This window comes from Sinorhizobium sp. CCBAU 05631, from assembly GCF_002288505.1.
Lineage (GTDB): Bacteria > Pseudomonadota > Alphaproteobacteria > Rhizobiales > Rhizobiaceae > Sinorhizobium > Sinorhizobium fredii_C.
On sequence record NZ_CP023063.1, the window covers coordinates 2271778 to 2297988 of the forward strand.

Annotated in this window: 24 protein-coding genes and 1 pseudogene; 12 read left to right on the top strand and 13 right to left on the bottom strand. The window is 62.3% G+C overall.

All coding sequences use genetic code 11. The features are described 5' to 3' along the window. Nucleotides 1-153 precede the first annotated feature (153 nt). The 7 genes and pseudogenes from rpoD to SS05631_RS11215 all read right to left on the bottom strand — a co-directional run bounded on the left by rpoD (nt 154) and on the right by SS05631_RS11215 (nt 10508). Nucleotides 154-2208, bottom strand: a complete 2055-nt coding sequence (gene rpoD, locus SS05631_RS11185) for an RNA polymerase sigma factor RpoD (protein WP_037415109.1) — start codon at nt 2206-2208, stop codon at nt 154-156. A 444-nt stretch (nt 2209-2652) separates the two neighbouring features. Beyond that, nucleotides 2653-3690 (bottom strand): L-threonine 3-dehydrogenase, encoded by a 1038-nt coding sequence (gene tdh / locus SS05631_RS11190; protein WP_037415106.1) that lies wholly within the window; start codon nt 3688-3690, stop codon nt 2653-2655. A gap of 43 nt (nt 3691-3733) precedes the next feature. Beyond that, entirely contained in the window at nt 3734-4921 is a 1188-nt protein-coding gene (locus tag SS05631_RS11195) for a glycine C-acetyltransferase (RefSeq protein WP_037415104.1), read from the bottom strand. Nucleotides 4922-5247: 326 nt separating this feature from the next. Then, nucleotides 5248-5546, bottom strand: a pseudogene (locus SS05631_RS31870) (GIY-YIG nuclease family protein). Nucleotides 5547-5829: 283 nt separating this feature from the next. Continuing rightward, nucleotides 5830-7698, bottom strand: coding sequence for a DNA helicase RecQ (recQ, locus tag SS05631_RS11205; RefSeq protein ID WP_050988182.1), 1869 nt, complete (start codon nt 7696-7698; stop codon nt 5830-5832). Nucleotides 7699-7935: 237 nt separating this feature from the next. Then, nucleotides 7936-9915, bottom strand: a complete 1980-nt coding sequence (dnaG, locus tag SS05631_RS11210; protein ID WP_037415099.1) for a DNA primase — start codon at nt 9913-9915, stop codon at nt 7936-7938. Between the two features lie 143 nt (nt 9916-10058). Next, the gene (locus SS05631_RS11215) at nt 10059-10508 is read right to left on the bottom strand and encodes a GatB/YqeY domain-containing protein (RefSeq protein WP_037415097.1); all 450 of its coding nucleotides are present in this window, start codon (nt 10506-10508) and stop codon (nt 10059-10061) included. A gap of 327 nt (nt 10509-10835) precedes the next feature. On the opposite strand from SS05631_RS11215, the gene carA reads away from it, so the two are divergent. Continuing rightward, nucleotides 10836-12041 (top strand): glutamine-hydrolyzing carbamoyl-phosphate synthase small subunit, encoded by a 1206-nt coding sequence (gene carA, locus SS05631_RS11220; RefSeq protein ID WP_037415095.1) that lies wholly within the window; start codon nt 10836-10838, stop codon nt 12039-12041. Between the two features lie 47 nt (nt 12042-12088). Here carA and SS05631_RS11225 read toward each other — a convergent pair whose 3' ends face one another. Then, the gene (locus tag SS05631_RS11225; RefSeq protein WP_037415295.1) at nt 12089-12979 is read right to left on the bottom strand and encodes a LysR substrate-binding domain-containing protein; all 891 of its coding nucleotides are present in this window, start codon (nt 12977-12979) and stop codon (nt 12089-12091) included. Nucleotides 12980-13093: 114 nt separating this feature from the next. Between SS05631_RS11225 and SS05631_RS11230 the strand changes: the two genes are divergently transcribed. After that, a complete protein-coding gene (locus tag SS05631_RS11230) occupies nt 13094-13855 on the top strand; it encodes an SDR family oxidoreductase (RefSeq protein WP_037415091.1) in 762 nt (253 codons plus the stop codon). A 370-nt stretch (nt 13856-14225) separates the two neighbouring features. Here the strand turns inward: SS05631_RS11230 and SS05631_RS11240 are convergent, their stop codons facing one another. After that, nucleotides 14226-15428: a pyridoxal phosphate-dependent aminotransferase gene (locus tag SS05631_RS11240; RefSeq protein ID WP_037415088.1), complete on the bottom strand. Its 1203-nt coding sequence runs from the start codon at nt 15426-15428 to the stop codon at nt 14226-14228. Between the two features lie 390 nt (nt 15429-15818). Here SS05631_RS11240 and SS05631_RS11245 point away from each other — a divergent pair, with 390 nt between their 5' ends. The 3 genes from SS05631_RS11245 (at nt 15819) to SS05631_RS11255 (ending at nt 17698) form a co-directional block, all read left to right on the top strand. After that, nucleotides 15819-16151, top strand: coding sequence for a hypothetical protein (locus SS05631_RS11245; RefSeq protein ID WP_037415085.1), 333 nt, complete (start codon nt 15819-15821; stop codon nt 16149-16151). Further along, nucleotides 16141-16380, top strand: coding sequence for a hypothetical protein (locus SS05631_RS11250; protein ID WP_037415082.1), 240 nt, complete (start codon nt 16141-16143; stop codon nt 16378-16380). The genes SS05631_RS11245 and SS05631_RS11250 overlap by 11 nt, the downstream gene beginning before the upstream one ends. Before the next feature lie 133 nt (nt 16381-16513). Continuing rightward, nucleotides 16514-17698 carry a PQQ-dependent sugar dehydrogenase gene (locus SS05631_RS11255; RefSeq protein ID WP_037415079.1) on the top strand — a complete coding sequence of 395 codons (1185 nt, stop codon included), beginning with the start codon at nt 16514-16516 and terminating at the stop codon, nt 17696-17698. An 8-nt stretch (nt 17699-17706) separates the two neighbouring features. Here the strand turns inward: SS05631_RS11255 and SS05631_RS11260 are convergent, their stop codons facing one another. Continuing rightward, complete coding sequence (locus SS05631_RS11260; protein WP_037415077.1) at nt 17707-18171, bottom strand: hypothetical protein; 465 nt, start codon at nt 18169-18171, stop codon at nt 17707-17709. A 131-nt stretch (nt 18172-18302) separates the two neighbouring features. Here SS05631_RS11260 and SS05631_RS11265 point away from each other — a divergent pair, with 131 nt between their 5' ends. The 3 genes from SS05631_RS11265 to SS05631_RS11275 all read left to right on the top strand — a co-directional run bounded on the left by SS05631_RS11265 (nt 18303) and on the right by SS05631_RS11275 (nt 20637). Then, the gene (locus SS05631_RS11265; protein ID WP_037415075.1) at nt 18303-19205 is read left to right on the top strand and encodes a DMT family transporter; all 903 of its coding nucleotides are present in this window, start codon (nt 18303-18305) and stop codon (nt 19203-19205) included. A gap of 652 nt (nt 19206-19857) precedes the next feature. Next, entirely contained in the window at nt 19858-20073 is a 216-nt protein-coding gene (locus SS05631_RS11270) for a cold-shock protein (RefSeq protein WP_037415073.1), read from the top strand. 150 nt (nt 20074-20223) lie between these two features. Beyond that, nucleotides 20224-20637, top strand: coding sequence for a BA14K family protein (locus SS05631_RS11275; protein ID WP_037415071.1), 414 nt, complete (start codon nt 20224-20226; stop codon nt 20635-20637). 179 nt (nt 20638-20816) lie between these two features. On the opposite strand, the gene SS05631_RS11280 is transcribed toward SS05631_RS11275, so the two are convergent. Beyond that, nucleotides 20817-21458 (bottom strand): MBL fold metallo-hydrolase, encoded by a 642-nt coding sequence (locus tag SS05631_RS11280; RefSeq protein WP_037415069.1) that lies wholly within the window; start codon nt 21456-21458, stop codon nt 20817-20819. 87 nt (nt 21459-21545) lie between these two features. Next, nucleotides 21546-21707 carry a hypothetical protein gene (locus SS05631_RS31400; protein WP_086022730.1) on the bottom strand — a complete coding sequence of 54 codons (162 nt, stop codon included), beginning with the start codon at nt 21705-21707 and terminating at the stop codon, nt 21546-21548. A gap of 216 nt (nt 21708-21923) precedes the next feature. On the opposite strand from SS05631_RS31400, the gene SS05631_RS11290 reads away from it, so the two are divergent. The 4 genes from SS05631_RS11290 to SS05631_RS11305 all read left to right on the top strand — a co-directional run bounded on the left by SS05631_RS11290 (nt 21924) and on the right by SS05631_RS11305 (nt 25714). Next, complete coding sequence (locus tag SS05631_RS11290) at nt 21924-22547, top strand: DUF1236 domain-containing protein (RefSeq protein ID WP_037415067.1); 624 nt, start codon at nt 21924-21926, stop codon at nt 22545-22547. A 331-nt stretch (nt 22548-22878) separates the two neighbouring features. Continuing rightward, nucleotides 22879-23361: a MarR family transcriptional regulator gene (locus SS05631_RS11295; protein WP_037415064.1), complete on the top strand. Its 483-nt coding sequence runs from the start codon at nt 22879-22881 to the stop codon at nt 23359-23361. Nucleotides 23362-23561: 200 nt separating this feature from the next. Next, nucleotides 23562-24263, top strand: a complete 702-nt coding sequence (locus tag SS05631_RS11300; protein WP_037387345.1) for a response regulator transcription factor — start codon at nt 23562-23564, stop codon at nt 24261-24263. A gap of 71 nt (nt 24264-24334) precedes the next feature. After that, the gene (locus SS05631_RS11305) at nt 24335-25714 is read left to right on the top strand and encodes an ATP-binding protein (RefSeq protein WP_037415061.1); all 1380 of its coding nucleotides are present in this window, start codon (nt 24335-24337) and stop codon (nt 25712-25714) included. A gap of 155 nt (nt 25715-25869) precedes the next feature. Here SS05631_RS11305 and SS05631_RS11310 read toward each other — a convergent pair whose 3' ends face one another. Next, complete coding sequence (locus tag SS05631_RS11310; protein ID WP_037415057.1) at nt 25870-26211, bottom strand: tRNA-binding protein; 342 nt, start codon at nt 26209-26211, stop codon at nt 25870-25872.

Genomic DNA, 26211 nt, shown 5'->3' on the forward strand with positions numbered 1-26211 from the left:
CCCCTTTCGCTGCAAGCTTAGAAGTATAATCCCGCGATGAAATCCGAACAAGTTCAGCGCCCAAAAGACCATGGCATGGCAGGCGTTGACGAAGACGAAAAAGCCGGACGCTGGGCCCGGCTTTTCAAGTTCGTTCAGGTCGTTGTTCTCTGCTCAGCTGTCCAGGAACGAGCGCAGCTTGCGCGAACGGCTCGGATGCTTGAGCTTGCGCAAGGCCTTCGCCTCGATCTGGCGGATGCGCTCGCGGGTGACCGAGAACTGCTGGCCGACTTCCTCGAGCGTGTGGTCGGTGTTCATGCCGATGCCGAAGCGCATGCGCAAGACGCGTTCCTCGCGCGGGGTCAGCGAGGCGAGGACGCGCGTCGTCGTCTCGCGCAGATTCGCCTGAATGGCAGCGTCGATCGGTAGCAGTGCGTTCTTGTCCTCGATGAAATCGCCGAGATGCGAATCTTCCTCGTCGCCGACCGGGGTTTCGAGCGAGATCGGTTCCTTGGCGATCTTCAGGACCTTGCGCACCTTCTCGAGCGGCATAGCGAGCTTTTCCGCCAGTTCTTCCGGCGTCGGCTCGCGGCCGATCTCGTGCAGCATCTGGCGCGAAGTGCGGACGATCTTGTTGATCGTCTCGATCATGTGCACCGGAATGCGGATGGTGCGGGCCTGGTCGGCGATCGAGCGGGTGATCGCCTGCCGGATCCACCAGGTCGCATAGGTCGAGAACTTGTAGCCGCGGCGGTATTCGAACTTGTCGACCGCCTTCATCAGGCCGATATTGCCCTCCTGAATGAGGTCCAGGAACTGCAGGCCGCGGTTCGTGTACTTCTTGGCGATGGAGATCACCAGGCGCAGGTTTGCCTCGACCATCTCCTTCTTGGCGATCCGCGCCTCGCGCTCGCCCTTCTGGACCATCGAGACGATGCGGCGGAACTCGGCAATCGAAATGCCGGTCTCGGTCGCGAGATTCTGGATCTCCTGGCGGATGTCGCGGATCGTCTGGTTCTCGGCCCTGGCAAATTCCTTCCAGCCCTTGCCGGCAAGATTGCTGATCGACTTCATCCAGTTCGGATCGAGCTCGGCGCCGGAATATTGCTCGAGGAAGGAGTCGCGCTTGACGCCGTAGGATTCGGCAAGGCGCAGCAGCCTGCCCTCGTTCTGCATGAGGCGCTTGGAAATGTCGTAGAGTTGCTCGACCAGCGCATCGATGCGGTTCTGGTTGAGCGACAGCGACTTCACCGCCTTGATCAGTTCGTCCTTCAACTCCTTGTAGCGACGCTCCTGCGCCGGCGAGAGCGTGCCGGTCGCGGCGAGCCGTGCTTCCACCTGCTGGTCCTGCAGCTTACGGAGCTTCTTGTAGGTCTCGGCGATGATGTCGAGCGTCTCCATCACCTGCGGGCGCAGCTCCGCCTCCATCGCGGCGAGCGAGAGGTTCGACTCATCGTCGTCCTCTTCCTCTTCCTCGACCGGCTGGCCCTCGCCGCCGACATTGGTGATGTCGTCGTCATTGGCCGCAACGCGTGACTTGCGGGTCTTTTCCTTCTCCTCGGCCGCCTTGCGGTCGGCCTCGATCTTTTCCGGGCTCTGGAACTGCGGGGCAGCCTTGGCCTCGGGGCCGGAATAGGTGGTCTCGAGATCAATGATCTCGCGCAGCAGCGTCTGGCCCTCGTTCAGCTCGTCGCGCCAGATGATCAGCGCCTGGAAGGTCAGCGGGCTCTCGCAGAGACCGGCGATCATCGTTTCGCGGCCGGCCTCGATGCGCTTGGCGATGGCGATTTCGCCTTCGCGGGAGAGCAGCTCCACCGAGCCCATCTCGCGCAGATACATGCGCACCGGGTCGTCGGTGCGGTCTGTCGGCTCCTTCTTCTTGCCGGTGGCAAGCGCCGTCCCGCTGACCGTCGCCAGTTCGCCGCCTTCGCTCTCGCCGTCGTCGCCTGCGTCCTCGTCGTCGCCGCCGGCCGCCTCCTCGGCTTCCTCGTCCTCGATGACGTTGATGCCCATGTCGGAGAGCATCGCCATCGTGTCTTCGATCTGCTCGGAGGTGACTTCCTCGGAAGGCAAGACGGAATTCAATTCGTCCATCGTCACATAGCCGCGCTTCTTGGCGGCCTTGATCATCTTCTTGACAGCGTCGTCGGAAAGATCGAGAAGCGGACCGTCCGGAGTGCCTTCGCGTTCAACGTCTGCTTCTTCGTTTTCTTTGACTTTTGTTGCCATTTATTTCGTCGCTTTCCTTGTCGCAACCGGCCTGCACCCGGTGCCCAATGCCGCTCGGGGTTCGGGCGCGCCGCGCACCCGCCACCGATTCATTTCCCCTGACGTAACGGGATGATGTTTAATTCCTGATTAACCACGACAGCGATCGCGGCTGAGCGGGCAAGCTTCGACAGTCCTGCCACTGAATCGTCTCTGGCATGATTTCCTATCCGCCGTACCATGTCGCCATTTCTGCTTGAAATGGTGATTCCCAGAATTTTTCATCCCGTCAAGCTTTTCCGGTGAAAAACCGCGCAAATCGGCAAAAAACGCATATCGACGGGACTATCTCGCCGTTCACCAGGGTTGCTCAAGATGTAGGAGCGCCCTTTTAAAAGACAAGAGGCGCGGGCTTTTTCCGGGATCGTCGCGTCGTTCCATTTCGGAATGTAACCCGCAGTCACATCACAGCCAATCCATCACCACCTTGCCCGAATTGCCAGAGCGCATCGCCTCGAAACCGTCGCGGAACTCGTCGATACGAATGCGGTGGGTGATGACCGGCGAAAGGTCGAGCCCGCCCTGGACGAAGGCGATCATCTTGTACCAGGTCTCGAACATTTCACGGCCATAGATGCCTTTCAGGTTGAGCATCTTGAAGATCACCTTGTTCCAGTCGATCTCGAAGCCGGCCGGCGCAATGCCGAGAATGGCGATCTTGCCGCCATTGTTCATCTTGTCGATCATGTCGCGGAACGCCGGTGCAGCGCCCGACATTTCGAGGCCGACGTCGAAGCCTTCGGTCATCCCGATCGAGCGCATCACATCGGCGAGATTCTCTTTCGAGGCATCGACGACGTAGTCGATCCCAAGCTTGCGGGCGAGATCGAGGCGTACCGGATTGATGTCGGTGATCACCACCTTTCGGGCGCCTGAGCGCTTGGCGACCAACGCGCCCATGATGCCGATCGGTCCGGCGCCGGTGACGAGCACATCCTCACCGACGAGATCGAAGGAAAGCGCCGTATGCACCGCATTGCCGAAGGGATCGAAGATCGCGGCGATCTCGTCCGGCACGTCGTCCGGGATCGTCACGACATTATATTCCGGCAGGCAGACGAACTCGGCGAAGGAGCCCGGCCGGTTGACGCCGACGCCGAGCGTATTGCGGCAGAGATGTCCCCTGCCCGCCCGGCAATTGCGGCACTTGCCGCAGACGATATGGCCCTCGCCGGAAACCCGCTCGCCGACATGGTGCTTGGTGACCGCCGAGCCGACCTCGGCGATTTCGCCCATGAACTCGTGGCCGACGACCATCGGGACGGGAATGGTCTTCTGCGCCCACTGGTCCCAGTTCCAGATATGGACGTCGGTGCCGCAGATCGCCGATTTCTTGACGCGGATCAGCACATCGTTCGGCCCGACCTCCGGCACCGGCACGCGTTCCATCCACAGCCCAACCTCGGGCTTCGTCTTGACCAGCGCCTTCATCATGTTGGTCATTGCAGGATCCTCACTCCCTCCGCGTCTCGCATAGCTTAGCTCCTCAAATCACGCCCAGCTCGCGGCCCACTTCCTCGAACACCGCAATCGCACGCCGCACATCCTTCTCGCTGTGCGCCGCCGACATCTGAGTGCGGATGCGTGCCTGTCCTCTCGGCACTACGGGGAAGGAAAAGCCGATGACGTAGACGCCTTTCTCCAGCATGCGCGCCGCCATTTCCTGCGCCAGCGCCGCATCGCCCAGCATGACGGGAATGATCGGGTGCCCCTCGCCGGCGAGCCGGAAGCCGAGCTTCGACATCTCGGCCCGGAAGAGTGCCGAGTTCGCATAGAGCCGCTCGCGAAGCGCATCGCCGTTCTCGATCAGTTCGAAGACCTTGAGCGAGGCCGCGGCGATCACCGGAGCAAGCGTATTGGAAAAGAGGTAGGGTCGCGAGCGCTGGCGCAGCCAGTCGACGACCTCGGCCTTTGCCGACGTGTAGCCCCCCGAGGCACCGCCCAGCGCCTTGCCGAGGGTGCCGGTGATGATGTCGACGCGGCCCTCGACGCCGCAATGTTCGGCGGAGCCGCGGCCATGCTTGCCTACGAAGCCGACCGCGTGGCTGTCGTCGACCATGACCATCGCACCATATTTCTCCGCCAGGTCGCAGACGCCCTCGAGGTTGGCGATGATGCCGTCCATGGAGAAGACGCCGTCGGTAGCAATCAGCTTGAAGCGGCTGCCCTCGGCCTTCTTCAACTCCTCCTCCAGCGCCGCCATGTCGTTGTTGGCGTAACGGAATCGCTTCGCCTTGGAGAGCCGGACGCCGTCGATGATCGAGGCGTGGTTCAGCGCGTCCGAGATGATCGCATCTTCCTCGCCGAGCAGCGTCTCGAACAGACCGCCATTGGCATCGAAGCAGGAGGAATAGAGGATCGTGTCCTCCATGCGGAGAAAGGAGGAAATGCGCGCCTCGAGCTGCTTGTGCTCCTCCTGCGTGCCGCAGATGAAACGCACCGAGGCCATGCCGTAGCCGTAACGGTCGAGCGCCTTCTTGCCGGCATCGGCAAGTTTCTCGTTGTCGGCAAGGCCCAGATAGTTGTTGGCGCAGAAGTTCAGGACCCTTTCGCCGGACGCGACTTCGATCTCGCCCGCCTGCTTGGAGGTGATGACGCGCTCGGACTTGTAGAGCCCGGCCTGCTTCAGGCCATCAAGCTCCGAACGCAGGTGGGAGAGGAAGGCAGAGGTCATGGCAGCCGCTTTCGAACAAAGGAGTTTGTATAGACAAATAACACGATGGCTGGCGACGCACAGCAATTTCTTACCGCATTGTTGAGGTGAAACGCGCGGGATTCAAGCACCTTCCGCGCCGTGGACACGGCGTCGCCACAGTACGCACAGGCAGCGTGCAGCCTCATCGGCTACGGTACGGCAAAGGCTTCACCTCCCCGCCTCATTCCTGTGCTTGTCACAGGAGGCCAGTCAGCCCAGTCCTTGGGGTGAAAGACTCTTCCGCGCCGTGGACACGGCGCTGCTGGATCCCTGTGACAAGCACAGGGATGAGGGAGGCGTGGGCCTTACTGTCGATGCACACTATATCCCGTGGAGGTAGTGGGAATATCCTCCGGGTTCATCTGCTCTATGAGGTTCAGCTTCCACTGCCTCGGCCACTTCTTGATCGTCTTTTCCCGCGTGATATCGGTCGTCAACAGATCGAAATCCTCGAAGCAGACAAGCGTTTTTACGCCGTATTTGGAAGTGAAGCCCGGGGTTAGGTCGTTCTGGTGTTCAAAGAGGCGGCGAGGCAAACACGGGTGACGCCGGTATAGAGCGTCCCGTTTCGCTTGGATGCGAGAGTATAGACATAGCCCCTCATGCAGTCACAACGTGCATGATCAGCTGCAATTATGCAACCAAGGTTGCTTAATTGGCGAAAAGCCTACACTCACCCTCCCTCATCCCTGTGCTCGTCACAGGGATCCAGCCACGGCGCGTCCGCGCCGTGAATGCGCCAGATAAGAAGGAAAGCGGTGGAGACCCCAACCGAATATTGAGACACTTTCAGCGCCCAAGGACTTGGGCGCGCCGGATTCCTGTGACAAGCACAGGAATGAGGGAATGCAAGTTGACGCCCCCGCGACCTTCTGGACCTGCCCTTCTCAGCCCCCCTCCTCGAATGCATCGATCACCGCCAGGAAAGCCTCGCCATATCTCTCCCGCTTGCTCTCGCCGATGCCGGGAATGCCGATGAGATCGTCAAAGTCGCGCGGACGCTGCTTGGCGAGCGCGATCAAGGTCGTGTCCGGGAAGACGACATAGGGCGGGACGTTCAATTCCTTGGCGATCGAAAACCGCTCGGCCCGCAGCTTCTCGAAAAGCTCGAGATCGGAGCCGGCAAGATCCGAACGCTCGCGGGCCGAGGCCGATTTCTGCCCGCGTGCCGCCTTGCCGGAACTCGGCCGATCCTTGCGGAAGAGCACCTGCCGCTCGCGCTTGAACACCGCCCGCGCTTCCGGCTCGAGTTTCAGGGCGCCGTAGGCAGCGTGGTCGACTGTGATCAACCCCATTGCGAGCAATTGCCGGAAAACCGATTGCCAGGTTCGCGCCGGCAGGTCCTTGCCGGCGCCGAAGACCGGCATGTCGACATGGCCGAAGCGCTCGGTCTTCTCGTTGACGGCCCCGATCAAAACATCGATGACATGGCCGGTGCCGAACCGCTCGCCGGTCCGGTAGACGGCGGCGAGTGCCTTGATCGCCGCCTCCGTACCATCCCAGGTCTCGACCGGCTTCAGGCAGGTGTCGCAGTGGCCGCAACGGCCGGGATGCGCCTCGCCGAAATGCGCGAGGATCGCCTGCCGCCGGCAGCCTGCCGTCTCGCAGATCGCCAGCAGGGAATTGAGCTTTGACCGTTCGATGCGCTTGATCTCGTCCGGCGCGCCGCCCTCGTCGATCATGCGCCGGCGCTGGATGACGTCGGCCATGCCATAGGCCATCCACACTTCCGACGGCAATCCGTCGCGACCGGCCCTGCCAGTCTCCTGATAGTAGGCCTCGACCGAACCGGGCAGGTCGAGATGCGCGACATAACGGACATCCGGCTTGTCGATCCCCATGCCGAAGGCGACTGTCGCCACCAGGCAGAGGTTCTCCTCCTTCAGGAAGGCGTCCTGATGCCGATCGCGCAAGGCGCGGTCCATTCCGGCGTGATAGGGGAGAGCGCGGATGCCCTGTCCGTTCAGCCATTCGGCCGTGTCCTCGACCTTGGCGCGCGACAGGCAATAGACGATGCCGCTCGAATCCTTGAAGCGCGACAGGAAGCGCAAGAGCTGCTGGCGCGGCTGGTCGCGCTCGACGATCTCGTAGGCGATGTTCGGCCGGTCGAAGCTGGAGGAAAACACCCGCGCGCCGCGAAGCGCCAGCCGCTCGATGATGTCGTCGCGCGTGTGTGGGTCGGCGGTGGCCGTCAGAGCAATGCGCGGCACGCCCGGGAAACGCGAGGCAAGACAATCGAGGCCGCGATATTCGGGCCGGAAATCGTGACCCCATTGCGAGACGCAGTGCGCCTCGTCGATCGCAAAGAGGGCGATGTCCATGTCGCCGATCATTTCGGCGAAACCGTCGGTGACCGCGCGCTCCGGCGTGACGTAGAGCAGGTCGAGCGTATCCGCCGAGAGAGCCCGGCGGACGGCGATCGCCTCGTCGCGGCTGAGCGAGGAGTTGAGCGCCGCAGCGCGAATGCCGGCCTGCTTCAGCGCCTCCACCTGGTCGCGCATCAACGCGATCAGCGGCGAGACGACGATGCCGACGCCCTTGCGGCAAAGCGCCGGGATCTGGAAGCAGAGCGACTTGCCAGCGCCGGTCGGGAACAGCACCACAGCATCGCCACCCGCCACGACGTGCTCGACGACGGCCTGCTGCTGACCGCGGAAGGCGGAATAGCCGTAGACGCGCTTGAGGACATCGAGGGGATTGCGGGCGCCGTCGTTTCCGAAGCGGAGGATGGTGGAGGCGTCGTCATTGTATGGCATGAAATCGCTTTCGTCGGCGGGCAGTATGCGGCTCACGAAAATCGGACGCGAAGGCGGGTAGAGAGATGCCCCTCACCCTGCCCTCTCCCCGCAGGCGGGGCGAGGTTGCGTCGCATCTGAGGCTCGTGTCGTGCACCAACTGCAAGGACGTTTGCTGAGCTGGCGCGGCATTCCCTTCTCCCCGCCTGCAGGGAAAGGGTCGCGGCAGCGAGATCAGGGGCCGCCAGAAGCAGGGCATCACCGCGCCGCCGGCCCCTTGACCCGTCCGGAAAGCACTCCGAAGCCTTCGATGATCGCTTCCTGGTTCTCCAGCCGGGTGACTTCCAACTGAACCTCCTGAAGCGTCCGCAACAGCTGCGGCACGACCTCGAGATCCCCTTCTTCCGTGGCATGCGCCAATTCCCTTTCGAGCTCGCGGCGCTGCCAATTGAGCGCCTTGGTGCGCTTGTGCAGCGCCAGGGCCTGCAGGTAACCCTCGCGCGCATCTTCTGGCGCAGCCGCCGTCGTCGCGGTCCATAGCCGCGCATAGCGAATCTGCTGGTCGAGCGCGCTGATCAACGGGGCAAAACCTTCAGCCTCCAATTGCTCGACCAGCCCTTCCCGCGTCAGCCGCGGGCCGTTTGCCGCCGCGGCGTTCAGAACCGCTGCCCAGCAACGCTGCAGCTCACGATGATCGAACTCGATCGTCGAGATCTCGTCATATTCGTCGAAAAGCAGTTGCGGGTGGTTGACGATCGTGAGCGCAAGGACGCTCTCGCGCAGCATCGGCGCCGCCTGCTGACCGCTGACCAGCGACGAGCGCGCCAGCCGGTCGGAAATCGAGGTCGGGCCGGCAGCGTTGCGCGCACCGCCATAGTTTCGCGGACCGCCGCGCTCGCGCCCACCGCGCTCGAACGGCCGCCGCTCGCCCCTGAACGGCGCGCTCACCTGCAGAAAGGCGTTCAGCCGGTCGCGCATGTCCTGGCCGTAGTGGCGGCGCACGCTCTCGTCGGCGATGACGGAGGTCACCTGCCTCAGCCGGGCCTCAAGCTCGGCGCGCTTTTCCGGCGTATCGAAGCCGCCGCCCTGCACCTCGCGCATCCAAACCATCTCGGCGAGCGAACGGGCATTGGCAAGCACCTTGTCGAAAGGCTCTCGCCCATCGTGACGGACGAGGTCGTCCGGGTCCTTACCGTCCGGCAGCATGGCGAAGCGCACCGAACGGCCGGGCTTCAGATGCGGCAGCGCCAGGTCGACGGCACGGTTGGCCGCGCGGATGCCGGCCCCGTCGCCGTCGAAGCAAAGCACCGGCTGGGGCGTCATCTTCCAGAGGAGATCGAGCTGGTTCTCGGTCAGCGCCGTGCCGAGCGGCGCCACGGCATTTTCGATGCCTGCCTGATGCAGCGCGATCACGTCCATATAGCCTTCGACGGCGACGATCGTGCCCGCGCCGTCGGCGCCCTGGGAAGCGCGCCGGGCGCGCGCGAAATTGAAGAGCACATTGCCCTTGTGGAAGAGCTCGGTCTCGTTGGAGTTCAGATATTTGGCGGGCGCATCGGCAGACATCGCCCGGCCGCCGAAGGCGATCACCTTTTCGCGCGCCGAGAGGATCGGAAACATGATCCGGTCGCGAAAGCGGTCGTACGAGACCGGAACGTCCGGCCCATAGACGACGAGGCCGCAGGCCTCGATCTGCTCCTTGCCGACCCCCTTGCCGGCGAGAAATTCCTTCAACGCATTTCGGCTATCCGGCGCATAGCCGAGCCGGAAGGTCTCGATCGTGCGGCCGGTGAGGCCCCGTTCGCGCAGATAGGCGCGCGCCTTGGCGCCGGACGCGGTCTGAAGCTGGTCCTGAAAGAACTGCGTCGCCAGTTCCATGACGTCGAGCAGGCTCGTGCGCTCCTTCTCCCGCCGCTCGGCCTGCGGATCGGGCTGCGGCATGGGAACACCCGCCATATCGGCGATCTGCTGCACCGCTTCGGGAAAGCTCAGGCCCTCGAGGTCGGTCAGAAAGCGAAAATGGTCGCCGGAGACATTGCAGCCGAAACAATGGTAGCGGCCCTTGCGGTCCTCGCAGTGGAAGCTCGGCGACTTTTCGCCGTGGAAGGGGCAGCAGGCCCAGTAGTCGCCGCGCGACACATTGGTCTTGCGCCGGTCCCAGGTGACGCGCTTGCCGACCACGTCCGAAATCGGAACGCGGTCGCGGATCTCGTCAAGGAAGGACGGTGAAAAGCGCATGGATACCTCTGGCCAGCTTCCATATAAGCGGCCTGGCCGGAGGAAGCCACCGTTCCTCTCGGTCTTGCCCGCTTTTCACAGGCGGCCATCAAAAGAGGCGGGAAACTGAGGCGCCGCCGGAGATCAGGCGCCGGCGCAGCGGCTTACTTCAACAGCTCCTTGACGATGCTGGAAGCCTTGGCGAAATCCATCTGGCCGGGATAGCGCTCCTTCAAAGCATTCATCACCTTGCCCATGTCGCGCAGGCCCTGAGCGCCGAGTTCCGCGATGACTGCGGCGCAAAGCTCGTTCACCTTCTCCTCGGAGAACTGCTCGGGTAAAAATCCGTTGATGATGGTGATTTCCTGCCGCTCCTGCTCGGCGAGCTCCGGGCGGCCGCCCTCGTCGTAGATGCGGGCCGATTCCTCGCGCTGCTTGATCATCTTGGCGAGGATCTGCATGATCTCGTCATCGCCGGCCCGGTCCTTGCCCTGGCCGCGATTGGCGATGTCGCGGTCCTTGATCGCCGCCTGGATCAGCCGAACGGTCGAAGTCCGCCGGGTATCCTTGGCTTTCAGCGCTTCCTTCAGGGCGTTTGCGAATTGCTCGCGCATCTCTTTCTCCATGCAGAAACGGCCCCGCGTCGACGGCGCCGGACGACTGCTATTGCCTCGTTATGGTCGTTCTCTTAAACCACGGCGGCAGCCACAATCAAACCCTTCGCGCAACCGGTTGAATTGTAAGGGACATTATTTCCGGACAATTCACGGGCGCCCGGTTGACCCGGCTAAAGCCTTTGTCTATTTTCCGGCACCTGCACGAACATCGGCATGAACCTCTTTCTCGCGGGGCTTCCGCGCGCCATGCCGCATGCAATTTTGAAATGGGGCTGAACCGACCGGCTTTAAAGCCGCGCCTTCCGCCGCAACGGGATAGGAACGATGACCGCGACACCCGCATGGACAACCCAGAAACCCACTGCCCTGCTCGTTCTGGCCGACGGCACGGTGATCGAAGGCAAGGGCATCGGCGCGACCGGCAAGGTTCAGGCCGAGGTCTGTTTCAACACGGCGCTGACGGGGTATCAGGAAATCCTCACGGACCCCTCCTATCTCGGCCAGATCGTCACCTTCACCTTCCCGCATATCGGCAATATCGGTGCCAATGACGAGGACATCGAGGACCTGACCCCCGCCGCCCGCCACGGCGCCGTCGGGGTGATCTTCAAGGCCGACATCACCGATCCTTCAAACTATCGCGCCGCCAAGCACCTCGACGCGTGGTTGAAGGCACGCGGCGTCATCGGGCTCTGCGGCATCGATACCCGGGCGCTGACCGCCTGGATCCGCGAAAACGGCATGCCGAACGCCGTGATCGCCCATGATCCGGCCGGCGTTTTCGACGTCGAGACGCTGAAGGCGGAAGCCAAAGCCTGGAGCGGCCTCGAGGGGCTCGACCTTGCGAAGGTCGCGACCTCCGGCCAGTCCTACCGCTGGAACGAGAAGCCCTGGGTTTGGAACGACGGCTACTCCACGCTCGGCGAGACCGAAGCCGCCTATCATGTCGTCGCCCTCGACTATGGCGTGAAGCGCAACATTCTGCGCCTCTTCGCCGGTCTTGATTGCCGCGTCACGGTCGTCCCGGCCGACACAAGCGCCGAGGAAGTACTGGCGCTCAAGCCGGACGGCATTTTCCTGTCGAACGGCCCGGGCGACCCCGCCGCCACCGGCGAATATGCCGTGCCGGTGATCAAGAGCCTGCTGCAGAGCGACATCCCTGTCTTCGGCATCTGCCTCGGCCACCAGATGCTGGCGCTGGCGCTCGGCGCGAAAACCGAGAAGATGCATCAGGGCCACCACGGCGCCAACCATCCGGTCAAGGACCACACGACCGGTAAGGTCGAGATCGTCTCGATGAACCACGGCTTCGCGGTCGATTCCAAGTCGCTGCCGGAAGGTGTTGAAGAGACTCACATTTCCCTCTTCGACGGCACCAATTGCGGCCTGCGCTTGAGCGGCAAGCCGGTCTTCTCCGTCCAGCACCACCCGGAAGCCTCCCCGGGCCCGCAGGACAGCCACTATCTCTTCCGCCGGTTCCTCAACCTGATCCGTGAGAAGAAGGGAGAACCGGCGCTCGCCGAACGCTAGAAAGCCGAAGAGAACGAATGAAGGCCCGCTTACGCGGGCCTTTTACTTCAGCCGTCGCCGAGCCGCTCCGCTATGAAGTCGATCGTCGCACGCACCGAAGGCAATTGGCCGCGACGATGTGGCATCAGGATCGTCGTCGTCACCTTGCCTGCAGTCCACTCCGGGAGGATGTGGACGAGTGCACCGCTTGCAATTTCCTCCTGACAGAGCGTGCCAGGCAGCGCGGTTATCCCAAGTCCTGCCAGCGCTGCCGCCAGCAGGACCCGGGATTCGTCCGCCACAAAGCGCGGATTGAGTGAGATCTGCACGCTCGTGCCGTCTTGGTGCTCGACCGTCCAGCCCTGCGAGGTAAGTGACGTCATCAGCCCATCGTGCTCCTGCAACGCCTCTGCTCGTGCAGGCACTCCCCGCTCTTGCAAATAAGCAGGCGCGGCGACGAGAAGTTTGCTCTGTGAGCCGACGCGACGCTGCACGAGACCAGAGTCCGGCAGGGGCGCAAAATGATCGCGCACCGCCATATCGAAGCCTTCCTGGACGATATCGACGAAGCGGTCAGTCGCGTGCAGGACGACGCGAAGCTTGGGATAGGCGAGAGCGAGTTCGGGCAATAGCGGGGCTAGCGAAAGCTGCGCCGTCGGAACGGAGGCCGTGATCCTGACAGCGCCGCTCGGTTCGGCAAGCCTGCCTTTGACGACATTTTCCGCCGCTTCGGCCTCCACCAGCATCGCCGCCGCGTGGCGGTAGAAATCTTCCCCCGTTGCAGTCACCGCGAACCGGCGCGAGGTCCGGTTTATGAGGCGGACCCCGAGGTTCTTCTCGAGCACCGCCACCCGCTTGCTGAGCGTCGATTTCGGCACGTTGAGCGCACGCGCCGCCGGCGCAAAACCTCCGTGGTCCACGACGTGGACAAAGAAAGTGAAGTCATTGAGATTCGCCATGGCCGTCATTGTCTGCAATTGTGGACGATATGTCCACGACCAGCCGTCTACCACAAGACCGTCCACGAATGCATCTCTTTCTCATCATTCAATCGTACCGAAGAGGAAGACATAATGGCGATTTATCAGGGTAAGAAGGCGATCGTGGTCGGCGGCACCCACGGCATGGGGCTGGCAACGGTCAGGCGGCTCGTCAATGGCGGCGCTGAAGTGCTCCTGACCGGACGCAACGAGGAGAATGTCGCCAAAGTCAGAGAGGAGTTCGGTCCGCGCGCGCACGCCGTGCGCTCGGATATCGCCGATCTCAGCGATATCGCGGTCCTTGGCGCCTCCGCCGGCCAGAAGCTCGGGGCCATCGACCTCCTCCACGTCAATGCCGGCATTTCCGAGCTTGAGCCCTTCGATCAGGTCAGCGAAGCCTCCTACGATCGCCAGTTCGCGGTCAACACCAAGGGCGCCTTCTTCACCGTCCAGCGGCTGGCGCCGCTGATCCGCGAGGGCGGCTCGATCGTCTTCACCTCCTCGGTTGCAGACGAGGGTGGGCATCCGGGCATGAGCGTCTACAGCGCCACCAAGGCCGCACTCGTCTCCTTCGCCTCGGTGCTGGCGGCAGAGCTCCTGCCGCGCCGCATCCGGGTCAACACGGTGAGTCCCGGCTTCGTCGACACGCCGACCAAGGGTGCAGCCGGCCTTACCGATGCGGAACGCGCCGAGTTCAAAGCGCTGGGCGATGCGATCACGCCGATGAAGCGCAACGGCACTGCCGACGAGGTGGCCCGCGCCGTGCTGTTCCTCGCCTTCGAGGCCACCTTCACAACGGGGGCAAAGCTCGCCGTCGACGGCGGCCTCGGCCAGAAGCTCTCAACGGCCGGTTGAAGCGAAACAGGAAAGGAAAAAGCATCACCAGGATTTTCGATCGACAGCGGTCAGCACCACCGCAACGTCGTCTCCGACACGGCAATGCAGACCATCCCGTTGACACTATAGTCCGTGGGAGCCGCGAGCAGGACCTCGCCCCGGACTTCATCGATGCCATGCGAAGGCTTGCCACCATGCGAGTCGACAGAGGCCAAAGCGGCGCCGCATCTCCGGCGTGATCGAACTAATCCGAAGGCGGGAATGAATCGAATTTCAAAGAGATAGGACTGCCGCCTGAGATGGGTTGTCCGGTCGTTGAATCGGCATCTGAGCACGAAAAAGCCCGCCGTGTCCGGCGGGCTTGATGTTTGTTGCTCTGTCCGGCGCTTTACTTGCAAGCGGCGCAGAAACGCTGGATGCGCCGGCAAGCCTCTTCCAGCAGCGCCTCGGAGGTCGCATAGGAGATGCGGAAGTTCGGGCCGAGGCCGAAGGCCGAACCATGCACCACCGCCACGCCTTCGACCTCGAGGAGCTCGGAGACGAAGTCCTCGTCGGTCTCGATGACCTTACCCGACGGGGCGGTCTTGCCGATGAGACCGGCGCAGGACGGATAGACGTAGAAGGCGCCTTCCGGCGTCGGGCAGGAAATGCCCTTCGCCTGGTTCAGCATCGACACGACGAGGTCGCGGCGGCCCTGGAAGATTTCCTTGTTGCGCGGAATGAAATCCTGCGAGCCGTTCAGCGCTTCGACGGCTGCCCATTGCGCGATCGAGGTGGCGCCCGAGGTCTGCTGGCCCTGGATCATGTCCATCGCCTTGATCAGCGGCAAGGGTCCGGCGGCATAGCCGATGCGCCAGCCGGTCATCGCATAGGCCTTGGAGACGCCGTTCATCGTCAGGGTGCGGTCGTAGAGGCCGGGCTCGACCTCGACCGGCGTCGCGAACTTGAAGTCACCATAAGTCAGGTGCTCGTACATGTCGTCCGTCAGCACCCAGACATGCGGATGTTTCATCAGCACATCCGTCAGCGCCTTCAGTTCGTCATGCGAATAGGCAGCGCCCGACGGGTTCGAGGGCGAGTTGAAGACGAACCACTTGGTCTTGGGCGTGATCGCCTTGTCGAGATCCTCGGCCTTGAGCTTGAAGTTGTTTTCCTGGGCCGTCGCGACGAAGACCGGCGTGCCGCCGCAAAGCGCCACCATCTCCGGATAGGAGACCCAGTAGGGAGCCGGGATCACGACTTCGTCGCCTGGGTTGAGCGTCGCCATGAAGGCGTTGAAAAGAATCTGCTTTCCGCCGGTGCCGACGATCGTCTGGGCGGCGGTGTAGTCGAGGTTGTTCTCGCGCTTGAATTTCTTGGCGATCGCCTCGCGCAGTTCCGGAATGCCCGAAACCGGCGTGTACTTCGTCTCGCCGCGGTTGATCGCGTCGATCGCCGCCTTCTTGATGTTGTCCGGCGTATCGAAATCCGGCTCGCCTGCTCCAAGACCGATGACATCGCGGCCTTTCGCCTTCAATTCGCGGGCTTTCTGCGAAACGGCGATGGTGGCGGAGGGCTTTACACGAGAAAGGGCATCGGCAAGGAAGGCCATGGTGTGAGGTCCTGATCGTTTCGAAACGGGCGTGAGACGCTACGGAACGGAAGACCGGCCTCCATAGCGGTTAGGTCTATGTCGAAAGACGCCCGGTCTTGCAAGCGCTCCATCGAGAAAAACGGCGGCCGAACCTCGCAAAATGCGTCACCATGACAAAGTTTCATCAAAGCGATCACGGCCGCAATGGATGACGGGCAATCCGGAACCTCCGTCCGCAATCTCACCGCCCCTCCGTGCCCCAGAAGACCGCCCCTCTTCACGCGTTTTCCCACGGCCCATATTTCGCCACAATAACTGTCGCAGAGCGCCGCAATTCCGTCCTTCAAGAGCCGATATCCAGGCGTCATGTCGTGTGATGCGAACGCATTGGCATCGTGGGGGTGTGCTATGTTTCTCGATGAAGAGATCGCTTCGACGCGAACCGGCCGAAACGAGGCGCGCTGGGGGTTTTATCTGGCGCTCGCGGCGCTCGCGGTCTGCATGGTGATGATCTTCGGCCTCGTGGTCGAGACGAAGGCCCAGGCGGCTTCCGCCGAGCCGGACCAGCAATCGGCGATGCTCGTCGTCGCCGAACCCGCCCCCGCGGCGGTGCTGGGCGAGCGGCAGATTGCCGTCGGCGCAACGCTGCTTGCCGCCGCGCTCACGGCCGGCACCGCTTTCGTCGTCAGCAACCGGATCGCCGCCTTAAGCAGGGCGAGAAGCAGGCGCCATGGCCGATAACGAAGACGATCTGCCCGAGCAACGTACCGGCTTCCTTGCCCGGCTGTCGGCGATCGAGACGATCATCGTCGCGATCATCGCCATGATTGCCCTTGCCGGCCTGATGCTGATCGGCAAGGGCTTTTACATGAAAGCGACCGCCGAGCTTTTTGACTTGGAAGGGCAGATGGCAAATCAGTCCTTGATTGGCACCAGCCGGTCGCTGCAGCCCTTTTTCGAGAGCTTGTAAAGGGGTCGCTGCAGCGCGCACGTCCGATAAAGCCGTTTTGATCGGATTTGACTTGAAGCGAAGGCGACTGGGCACCAGTTTCTCTCCTGACCTGTAATGGCGGTCATGCAGGAGCTTGGGAGCGTCGAATCGCATGTGGCACTGGGCAAAAATCAAACCGAGCGAAATCCCCGTGACGCTCCTTTCGGCCGCCCTGCCTCTGGCCGCGGCTCTGTTCCTTTCCGCCGCTCTGCCTGCCGCTGCACAAGAGGCCCGGGAATTCCAGACACAGACGGGGACCGTCCTTGTCGAGACACTCGCGCACGGCCTCCAGCATCCCTGGGCGGTCGAAGTCCTGCCCGATGGGGCGCTTATCGTCACCGAGCGGCCGGGCCGGCTCCGCATCCTGCGCGACGGCAAGCTCTCGTCCGCGGTCGAAGGCCTTCCTGATGTCGCCGAACATGGCCAGGGAGGCCTGCTCGACGTCGCGCTCGACCCGCAATTTTCCGCCAACCGCACCCTTTACCTCACTTTCGCGGCCCGAGGCGACGACGGTTATGGCACCGCTCTGGCGCGAGCGACGCTCTCCGACGACGAGCGAAGGCTGACGGACGTCAAGGAGATCTTTCGGATGAACCGGTTCACGCGGACTGGCCAGCATTTCGGCTCCCGCATCGCCATCGACCGCGACGGCAGCCTTTTCCTCGGCATCGGCGACCGCGGCCATGGCGAGCGGGCTCAGGACCCGCGCGACCATGCCGGCGCCATCCTGCACATCAACGCCGATGGCTCCGTCCCCTCCTCCAACCCCTATCGCGGCGGTACCGAGGGCCTGCCGGAGATCTGGTCGAAGGGCCACCGCAATCCCCAGGGCCTCACCTTCGATACGGCCGACGGCAAGCTCTTGACCGTCGAGCACGGGGCGCGCGGCGGCGATGAAGTGAACAACCCGCAGCCGGGCAAGAACTATGGCTGGCCGGTGATCACCTACGGTAAAGACTATTCCGGCGCAGAAATCGGCGAAGGTACCGCCAAGGAAGGCTTGGAGCAGCCGCTTTACTACTGGGATCCTTCGATCGCCCCCGGCGCGCTCGCGGTCTATCGCGGCACCATGTTTCCGGAATGGAACGGCGACCTGCTGGTCGCGGCGCTGAAATACCAGTTGCTGGCCCGGCTCGAGCGCGACGACACCGGGGCGATCACGTCCGAGGAGCGGCTTTTCGACGGCGAGTTCGGCCGCATCCGCGATGTGATCGTCGCGCCGGACGGCGCCCTGCTGATGGTGACCGACGAGCAGAATGGCGCGGTCCTCAGGGTCTCGAAGGCCCCGACCCAATGAGGCGCGCTTCAGAGCGAGGCCCTGATCTCCTTTCGGAACATAAACTTCAGCCCGGACCACACCGCGTCCACGGCGCAGACCTTCACGTCGACGAGGCCGAGCGGCAGGAAGATGTCCCGAAGCGCATCCTCGGTCAGCGTCGTCGCAACGCCTGAGGCGCGCTTGGGCCAGGATACCCAAAGCATGCCGTCTGGCTTTAGCCGGCGAGCCAGGGCAGTCGCCCGTGCTTCGAGTCCCGCCCTCTCCGTATCGAAGCTGTGAATGTAATCGAACCGGCGCGAGACCGTCCCCTCAATCGAGGTGACGAGATGGGCAAACCCGGGAAAAGCGGCAATCTCCTGCAGATGCTCAGGCACATAGAGAAGCAGCGCCGCCTGCCCGCCGCGCAGGCCGAGCTTCTTTTGAAGCGGCGTGCCCGAATAACCCGCCGCGTTCATATGCGTTTCAATCCGTTCGGCATCGTCGCGTCGCATCGTCGTCGTGCCAGCTCTGGGCGTCGAGGATGAGACTTGCGCCAGGAAAACGCAACTGATAGAGCGGCGGCGCAATCAAGAGGCGAAGTTGCCTTTATTGCTTTCCGCCCAGTCTCGCCCGGGAGCCCTCCGTGACTCGCATCCAGGCCAACCTTTTCCTGTTGCTGTCCGGCGCGATCTGGGGCGCAGGATTCGTAGCCCAGTCTACCGCGATGCAGGCGATCGGACCGCTCTCGTTCATCGGCTTGCGTTTCGCAATTGCCACCCTGGTGGCCTTGCCCCTGGCACTGGTCGAGGCCCGACGCGCCACGGCGCCACTGCCGCGTGCGGCCATGCGCAACTTCATCCTTGTCGGGCTGGCGCTGTTCGGCGGAGCGGTGACGCAACAATACGGGCTGCTCACAACCACCGTCACCAATTCCGGCTTCTTGACCGGCCTCTACGTCATCTTCGTGCCTGTCCTGACGGTCGTCTTCCTGCGCCGACGGCCGCACTGGATCATCTGGCCGGCGGCGCTGATGGCGAGTTTCGGCATTTTTCTCTTGAGCGGCGGCACCCTGTCGGGACTGAACCGCGGAGATCTGCTGACCATCGTCTGTGCCTTCTTCTGGGCGATTCAAGTTTTGCTGATCGGCGTCTTCGCCGCAGCCACCGGGCGGCCGATGCTGCTGTCGATGACGCAATTTGCCGTATGTGCCGTTTCAGGAATCCTGCTCGCCGCCGCCTTCGAGCCCTTGAGTCTCGATCGCATCGCGGCCGCCCTGCCGCAGATTCTCTATGCGGGTGTGTTTTCGAGCGGCATCGCCTTCATTTGCCAGGTGGTCGGCCAGCGCTATACGACGGCACCGCAAGCGGCGATCTTCCTGTCCAGCGAAGCGCTTTTCGCGGCGCTTTTCGGCGTGCTGCTGCTGGACGAGGTCATCACCCCGAGCGGCTATCTCGGCTGTATCGTCATCTTCGCGGCGATACTCGTCGTCGAACTCGTGCCGGAATTGGCGAAGCGGCGCCGCCGGGCGGCAGGGGCCGCCGCTTAGACCAGCAAGATTTAGCTACATTGGGAGTCAAGCTGGACTTACTATATTACTTATTACTGTACACAACCGCTCTACTTTGCCCCAAAATGGATCAGCATGCGGTGGAGCCGAGCAACGGCCAGAGTTCTTTGCATTTTTTCTGCAAGATTATTCGTCGGCCTGCCCGAGCGTCGGCTCTCCTTGAAGGATGAGCCTTATCAGAGGGTTGCGACTCCCATGACGAACTGCCCAACATAGAGGCATGCTTGCAAGCGACATGATATGGCGCAAAAAATCCACTGCCTGCAACGGCCCATCAAAAAGCTGTGGATTCAACGGCTTGCAGCGCCTCCCGAATATCTTCCGCCGCCGGCCGAATTGATCTGTTTTTGAGCAATGAGAAGACTCAATACCTCGCCGGAAAAGTTTTGCTTGCCAATTCAAAATAAACTGATCACTCTTACTGTGTTCGGGCAATTTGCGAACGCGGGAAGATCTTGAAATAAATGCGAGCCGGAGACGCAAGCCACTCCGGGCGGTGAATCTGGGCCCACCAGGTCCGTCGCGATAACAGGACCCTTTCCTCAATTGTCGAGAACTGCCTGCCCCACGCCCTTCTGGGCAAAACTGTAATGCCACCCTTCGACCGGGTGGAGAGAAAAGGACCTGACGCATGGCCGAAACTGGCACTGTTAAATTCTTCAACACCGACAAAGGCTTTGGCTTCATCAAGCCGGAAAATGGTGGTGCAGATATCTTCGTACATATTTCAGCCGTACAGGCCTCGGGCCTGAGCGGTCTGAGCGAGAACCAGAAAGTCTCCTTCGATACCGAGCCGGATCGCCGCGGCAAGGGACCGAAGGCGGTCAACCTGCAGATCGTCGGCTAACGCCGCGCTCTGTCAATAGTTGCATTTGTAGCCCGGCATTTTTGCCGGGTTTTTTCGTTCAGGCTCCGTTCAGTTTGGGCTATATACAGTCTTGCTCATCATGAAAGCCGGGCCTTCAGTCCGGTTCCTCCATGCACAGGATTGAAGCCCATGAACAAGTTCCTCAAAGCAACCGTTCTCTCGCTCGCCGCGGCCGCCATGGTCCTCCCAACGTTCGGCACGGCCCAGGCAGGCGACGATCACGATGATGCGTGGGCAGCAGGCGCAGTGGGTCTGGTGACAGGCACGCTTATCGGAACCGCGATCGGTTCACAGCCCCGCTACAGCGAACCGGTTTATATCGATCCGGAGCCGGAATATTACGAGCCGCGTCCGGTTTACCAGCCCCGCCCCGTCTACCGGGCCCGCCCGGTCTATCGTCAGGTTGTCGTCGACAGCTACGATCTTGAGCCCTGGACTCCGGCTTGGTACCGCTATTGCTCGCAGCGCTACCGCTCCTTCGATCCGGAGAGCGGCACCTTCGTCGGTTACGACGGCCGCAGCCATTTCTGCACGGCCGGCTGATCAGAGCGTCGCCCAATTTTAGACGAGAACCCCGTGCCTCATACGAGTCACGGGGTTTTCTAGCGCATCGGCCCGAAAATCGGAATCGATTTTCGGAAAGCACGATATGTAGATTCAGAGTGTTGCAGCGTCCTTTGCGCGTCTGAAAAGACGCGCGGCGCTGTAAGCCTGTAATCCGATCAGAGCCCGCGCAGATATGGGTTGCTACGGCGCTCCTCGCCGATCCGGCCGCCCGGTCCGTGGCCGCAGATGAAACCGACGTCATCGCCGAGCGGCAGGATCTTGTCGCGGATGGAATCGAGAAGTTGTTGATGGTCGCCGCCGGGCAGGTCGGTGCGGCCGATCGAGCCGTGGAACAGCACGTCGCCGACATGGGCGAAGCTCTGCGCACGGTTGAAGTAGACGACATGGCCGGGCGCATGGCCGGGGACGTGCAGCACTTCGAAGACGTGATTGCCGAAGGAGACCGTGTCCCCGTCTTCCAGCCATTGGTCCGGCAGGACGTTCTGCACCTTCATCGCCAGGCCGAAACGCTCCGCCTGGCCCTCCAGCCGTTCGAGCAGCGGCCGGTCGTCCTTGTGCGGACCGATGATCTTGAGCTCCAGCGCCTCCTTCAATTCCTTGGCGCCGCCGGCATGATCGATATGACCGTGTGTGAGCCAGATCGCCTGCAGCTCGATGCCGTTTTCGCGGATCGTCTGCAGGATGACGTCGACGTCGCCACCGGGATCGACAATCACGCCTTCCTTCGTCTCGCTGTCGAACAGCACCGTGCAGTTCTGCTGAAAATGCGTAACCGGGATGATGCCCGCCTGTAACATGCCGACCGTGCCTCGTTCTTCCTTAGCTGTGGGCGGTGTCGCCGCCAGGTCACCTATAGCGGGATATGAGGCCGGAGACAGCGCAAATCAGCGAAGCGCGACAATTTCCGTTCTGTTCGACTCGGTCGGCAATTGCACGGTTGTGAGCAACAGAGTGGATACGGCAAGTTTCGCCGCCACGACAACAAGGACCAGCGGACGCAGCCGCTGTGCAGTGAGTTCGGCCTCGTCGATGGTCTCATGCTGCATGGTCCGGACTCCCGGTGAGAACGCCCTTGGTCAGAAGGCGTGACTTCGTCCAACGTTCAGCGGGCGCGGCGATCTCTCAGTCGAAGCGCTCCACCGTCGGCCGAAGCAACGCTCGGCGGCAGCAATATGTTTCATGTTCACATTTCCTGATGTCACGCCGGGAACATCCGAGGCGTACGGGGCGTTTGGCCCGCATCATAGAAGAGGAGCAAGACAATGAAGACCCTCTCCCCCCACCTGTTGAAAGCGGTCGCGGCAGCGGGTTTGATCCTCGCTGCGGGCGTCTCCGCCGCCGCTGCGGCAATGAGCGCGACGGCAGTGACCGATCTCAACGTACGCGCCGGCCCCGGCCCGCAATATCCGGTCGTTGGCCTGGCGGCGCGCGGCAGCACGACCGTGCTCGAGGGCTGCATCGAAGGCAGCCTGTGGTGCCGGGTCAATGTCGGCGGCGTCAGCGGCTGGGCCTATGCCAAATATCTTGCAATGGCCCAGAGCGGCTCGACGGTGGTAATTTCCGAGCGGCGCGCTGAACTCGGCGTCCCGGTCGTGACCTACGAGGCGACCGGCAGCACGGTGGCCACCCCGGCCGAACCGCTTGAGTTGATCGGGCCGGTCGAAGAGGTCGATGCCATCACCCCGCCTCCGGCAGTAGGCACCTACATCACTTCCAACCCGGTGGACCCGGTCTATCTCGATGGCGAGGTGGTTCTCGGCGCGACGCTGCCGAGCACCGTGGCCGTCCGGCCGATCCCGGAGTACAACTACGAATACGTGATGGTAAACGGGCAGCCTGTGCTTGTTGAACCCTCGACACGTCGGATAGTCTACATCTATCGCTGACGTTCAATCGTAGTGGACGTGATTAAGTCGCAGCGCGTCGTGAACGCGCTGCGACGCATTTCCGTGTCAGTCTCCCGCCGAGCCTCAACAATCTCCCAACCTCACGGTGCGCATCGACCTATTCTGCCGCAGACGGTTCGACTCGCCGGTAGAATTATGTCAACAAAGCTGACATTTTCTTTCTATTATGTCGCTAGTGGACGTTTTCTTAAATCCCAGTCGATTTAAGGATTAAGAGCATGCAGCCTTCAAAGTGCCACAGCGAGCTTTGCGCGTCCTACAAGACGCACGGCGCTGGAGGTGCAATCTGCCGGGAAAGGAAAGTGACCGCGTGGCCGGCCAAACTAGGGACAACAGCCAGTACATGACAGATGTCACCCGCAAGGAGGAAGACACGATCGATTTTGAGATTATCGAGCTGCTGTTTTTCGCCTATCGCGACTTCACCGGCGATCCGGACGCCATTCTCGAAAAGAGCGGTTTCGGGCGCGCCCACCACCGCGTCGTGCACTTCGTCAATCGAGAGCCGGGCATGACCGTGGCCGATCTTCTCGACACGTTGAAGATCACCAAGCAGAGCCTTGCCCGTGTCCTCAAGCAACTGATCGACTCAGGCTATATTCGTCAGGTGGCCGGTCCGGAGGACAGGCGCCAACGCATGCTCTATACGACGAAAGAGGGCCAGGCACTGGCGCGAGCACTCGCCGAGCCACAGTCCCGCCGCATAGCGGATGCATTGGCGAAGACGGGTCCCGGCGCGCGGGAAATCGTCAAGCGGTTTCTCGTCAACATGAAGAACAGCGCCGCGGACTGATACCGGGGCTCCGCCTAGGATTTTATTAGGATTAGCGGATAAACCCCTGGAATCAGGGAATGGGGCGACCGCGGCGCATCTGCTTCAATGCGCGGTCACTCAAATTCGGGAGGAGGACGCGGCTGTGATCCGGTTCGGTTCGATCGCAGTCGCGCACCGCAGGGGAAATAAGGCTCTGCCGAGAAAAGGGTTTGCCAAGCATGATTGCCAAAGCGAAAGTGGCCGATGACGCGGCGCACCTTCTGATCGTGGATGACGACCGACGCATTCGCGACCTGCTGAACCGCTTTCTGGTGGAACAGGGGTTTCGCGTGACAACGGCGGCCGATGCCGGCGAAGCGAGGCGAAAGCTCATCGGGCTCGATTTCGATCTCCTGATCGTCGACGTGATGATGCCCGGCGAAAGCGGCATCTCGCTGACCCAGAGCTTGAGACACATCAAGACCGTACCGATCATCATGCTGACGGCACTCGCAGAAGCGAATTCCCGCATCGAAGGTCTTGAGGCGGGCGCCGACGACTACTTGCCGAAACCCTTCGAGCCGCGTGAGCTCGTGCTCAGGATCAATAACATATTGCGTCGGAACCAGCCCACACAGGCGCCGAAGGTCGATCAGGTCATCTTCGGCCCCTATACGTTTTCGGTGGTGCGCAAGGAGCTTCGCCGCGGCGCCGAGCACATCCGGCTGACCGACCGCGAACAGGAGATCATGACCCTGTTTTCGCAACGCGCCGGCGAAACCATTCCACGCCACGAATTGATCGGCGACGACGCCGAGGTCGGCGAACGGACGATCGACGTGCAGATCAACCGGCTGAGGCGCAAAATCGAGGACGATCCCTCCAATCCCGTCTGGCTGCAGACGGTGCGCGGCATCGGCTATCGTTTGAGTGTGGACTAGTCTAGGCTCAAGACGAGCGGGATGCCACACCTGTTCAACAAAGGACCGCTTCGGCAACGACTGAGACGACGATGGTAAGCCTCGACAGCCTCAGGCGCACAAGATCGAACAGCGCCGACAGCGCCTGGAAGCGCCTCATCCGCTGGCTGCGTCGCCGCCTGCCGATGGGTCTCTACGCCCGCTCGCTGCTCATTGTCGTGATTCCCATGGTGTTGCTGCAGTCGGTCGTCGCCTTCGTCTTCATGGAGCGGCACTGGCAGCTCGTCACGCAGCGTCTCTCGGCCGCGGTCACCAACGACATCGCGGCTATCGTCGACCTGATCACGACCTTCCCGCAGGACGGCGACATAGATCGGATCGTCCGGATCGCCCGCGACGAGCTCGACCTCAACATCGCCGTCGAGCCGGGCGGAGAACTGCCGCCACCCCGGCCCAAACCCTTCTTCGAGATCCTCGACCAGATCCTCAGCGAGGAGATTTCGAACCAGATCCGCCTTCCCTTCTGGATCGATACGGTCGGCAACTCGAAGATCGTCGAGATCCGCATCAAGCTCGAAGACGGCCGTATCCTCCGTGTCTATGCGCGGCGCAACCAGGCCTATGCGTCGAACACCCATATCTTTCTCGTCTGGATGGTCGGCGCGTCGCTCGTCCTGCTGGCGATCGCAATCCTGTTCCTGCGTGGACAAATCCGCCCGATCCTGGCGCTCGCCAATGCCGCCGAAAGTTTCGGCAAGGGACAGAAGATCGATGACTTCGCCCCACGCGGCGCCGAAGAGATCCGCCGCGCCGGCCTGGCCTTCATCCTGATGCGCGAACGCATCGAACGCCAGATCGAACAGCGCACCGCGATGCTGACCGGTGTCAGTCACGATCTGCGCACCATCCTGACGCGCTTCAAGCTGCAACTGGCGCTCGCCGGCGACACTCCGGACCCCAGCCTCAACCAGGACGTCGAGGACATGCAGAACATGCTGGAAGGCTATCTCGCCTTTGCCCGCGGCGAGGCGGAGGAAGACGTCGGCGAGTTGAAGCTCAGCGACCTGATGGCGCGGCTCTTGGCAGAGGCCGAGCTTTACGGCAAGACCCTGACCACCTCGATCGAGGGAGAGGACAACATTCGCGTCCGGCCGAACGCCTTCACGCGTCTCGTCGCCAACCTGGTATCGAACGCCTACCGCTATGCCGACACGGTTCGGATCGACGCCCGCCATACCGCCAAATGGCTGACGATCACCATCGACGATGACGGTCCCGGCATTCCGGAGCCCTCGCGCGAGGATGTCTTCAAGCCGTTCTTCCGCCTGGACGAGGCGCGCAATCTCGACAGTTCCGGCACTGGCCTTGGCCTCGCCATTGCGCGCGACATCGCCCGAAGCCATGGCGGCAACGTCACCCTCGGCGACAGCCCGCTTGGAGGGCTGCGCGCCACAGTGCGCGTCCCGACGTGAACCCTCCCGGAGCTGCTAAAATTAGCGCGAATAGTCTACAGCGCCGCGCGTCTTATCAGACGCGCAAAGGTCGCTGTAACACTTTGAATTGCTGTAGGTCAGACCGCGCCGTTCGTTGAAACGGCGCCAAGTTCTATCTCAAACGCCATGCCTCGTCACATCAGCTTTCTGCCGTTCGGAACGGGCTTGTCGGTCGCGGCCAGCACGATCGCGCCCTCTTCGTCTGCAAAGCCGAGCGTCAGGACCTCGGAGCGGACGGGCCCGATCTGACGCGGGGGGAAATTGACTACGCCCAGCACCTGCCGGCCGACGAGATCTTCCGGCTTGTAGTGCACGGTGATCTGTGCAGACGACCTTTTTATGCCGATCTCGGCACCGAAATCGATTCTGAGCTTGTAGGCGGGCTTGCGCGCCTCGGGAAAGACCTCGGCCTCGATGATCGTGCCGACGCGGATATCCACGCGCTCGAAATCGCAAAATTCAATGAGGTCCGCCAT